Origin of the sequence: Ohtaekwangia sp. (genome assembly GCF_036786105.1) — a bacterium.
GTDB lineage: Bacteria > Bacteroidota > Bacteroidia > Cytophagales > Cyclobacteriaceae > Ohtaekwangia.
Window position 1 is genome coordinate 1 of the sequence record NZ_DAIQRQ010000133.1, and the last position, 2641, is coordinate 2641.

Below are 2641 nucleotides of genomic sequence, written 5' to 3' on the forward strand. Positions count from 1 at the left end.
GGCAGACATTTACCTCTGTTGCCAATCAGTATAATCATTGTCAGGCTGATTTTCAAAGTGCGGTATCGACTGCTATTACTAACCGTAACAATGCGTTGAATGCCTATTCCTCTTGTCTGAATACTACCATTGCCAACAGCTCACTCACGGGATGGCAACAGGCAGTAGCATGGATGCAATTGAATAATGTAGTGAGCCCGATAATTGAAAAATATGTGAGCATTAAAAAATCGGATGGCAATGAATATTTACTGCTCGCTACTCGCAACGAATATGGAATTTTGAATTCGAAGAGCGCTGAAGTAACTTCTATCAAGCAGACAGAAACCAGTGGCGGTTTACTGAAAACGGCTTTCCTGGCCGATGTTGAATCGAACTATAAAGCTCAGCTTACCTTCACATACGATCAGGACCTGAACCTGGTAAGCCAGCAACGAAAAGACGATGCACCTATAGTCTACTTGTATGGCTATAAACAAAATTATCCGGTAGCCGAAATTAGGAATGCAACCTTTACGCAGGTGCTTACGGCACTCGGTATGACTGCAAGTCAATATAGAACAGAGTCTCAGGCTTCATCTCCGTCTGCAAACTACTTATCAAAGATAAATGCATTGCGGCAAAATCTGAAAGGATCGTTGCTCACGGTTTACTTGCATAACCCACTGATCGGTATCACCTCCATGTCGGATGCCAACAATGTTACCACCTATTATGAATATGACGTGCTGGGCCGGTTGAAGTTTGTAAAAGACGGTAACCAGGACATTGTGAAGAAATATGAGTACCATTACAAAGACCAGGAATAATCTTATGAAGAATTTATATATAGCCATACGCGCTGCAGTTATCAGTGCACTATTGTGCGTATCCGGATTTTCGGCTTTGGCGCAATATCCTATTACTGGTCCCACCTCAGTTATTGTTGGAAATACATATACATATTCATGTACGCGGGCAAGTGGTGCCTGGCCATCGGCGGGCGGTACAGTATGGAGTGCCGTAGGCGGAACTGTATTAAGCATGTCTATTGATCCCGCTGACAAAAGAATAACCACAGTGACCGTACGATGGGATAAAGCACAGATCCCTGATGATTATTATGATCTGAGTGTATCTGACGGGACAGTATCTGGCGGAGCCAAGATAACGGTTGGTTGTGGTTCTATTGCGGGTCCGACATTCAGTGTATCACCAGGCCAGGTTGCCTGCCAGGAAACTTCATTTACAATATCTGTAACCGGTAGTAACGGCACTACAATAGATTGGTATAATAATGCAGGTGATACTGCACCTTTTCATACAGGAACTGGTTATACAACACCAACTCTCAACGGTGACAAAACCTATTATATAGCTTCATATAATGCTACTACAAATTGTTACAGCAATAAAGTAAGTATACCGTTATCGTTTCCAACACCACCACCGGTGCCGACCGCCCCTACATTTTCTTTTGAAAACTATATTTGTGGTTCATCGGGAAGCGCACAGATTACGGCCGTGCCAACCGGAGGCGGTGACCAGGTAAGGTGGTATACTTCGTCTTCAGGAGGAACCCCTGTTTACACGGGACAGGTATTTAATACACCCGTGCTGTCATCTCCCACAACGTATTATATCGCCAGCTATAACTCAGCAGCATGTGGTGTGGAGAGTCAGGTAAGGGTTCCTGTTGTCGTTAATATTTATCCCATTCCTTCGATTCCCAATGTAAGCGGTCAGTCTGTGTGCGGCCCTACCGATATAACCTTATCCGCCACTCCGGGCGTCAATGGCAATACAGTTTACTGGACTGGAGCAAACGGCAATACGTTAGGAAGTGGTAATACCAAACCGGTTGGTATTGTATCTGCCACGAGTACATTTTATGCGCGTACGGTTAATATAGTTAATATAGTTGATGGTCTTGGATGCCTTTCGGCAAAAGTTCCGGTTACCATTACCGTAAATCCATTAAACAATGCACCGGCATCGGCCTCTTATACTTTTCATGAAGGTGATGTAATGAAAATTACTACTTCCGGGTATAGCACAGGCGGTACTTTAAATTGGTATAACAGCAACGATGAATTGTTGTATACTGGAATTAGCTATACCGTAAACCAGCTTTACGGCAACTATACGTATCATGTAAAGACACTGGGCGTTGGCGGAATATGCGAAAGCACTGCGTATGGAATTGTAACGGTAAACGTTGATCAGAACTATAACTGGATAAAAGAGACAACTGTACTGGTAAAAGGCAAGAAAACTGATGACGATATAAATTCCCTGGGTGTATCAACCGGAGAAAAAAGTGTAGACTGGAATTACTTTGACGATTTGGGAAGACCTTCGCAGACGGTTAAAGTACAAAGTTCACCACAGACTAAAGATATTGTTCAGCCTGTTACTTATGATGTGTTTGGTCGCGAAGACACAAAATATTTACCATATACATCTTCTCAATCGGCTGGTAATTTTAAAGCGAATGCCCTTGCTGAGCAAACCGGTTTTTATCAGGCAGGAGGGACGATAGCCAGTGACAATACTCCTTACGCCAAGATATCGTTTGAGACCAGTCCCTTAGGTCGTTCTGTTGTAGAAGGATCGCCTGGTGAGGCATGGCAACCCAATGATCAAAGTAATTATACTTCTG

The 2641-nt window shown here is 43.5% G+C and carries 2 protein-coding genes; both read left to right on the top strand.

The features are described 5' to 3' along the window. Positions 1-809, top strand: an 809-nt coding sequence (locus V7Q33_RS23340) for a hypothetical protein (RefSeq protein ID WP_333821494.1), incomplete at its 5' end; no start/stop codon positions are given. Between the two features lie 4 nt (positions 810-813). Further along, a partial coding sequence (locus tag V7Q33_RS23345; RefSeq protein WP_333821495.1) for an Ig-like domain-containing protein occupies positions 814-2641 on the top strand: 1828 nt, incomplete at its 3' end.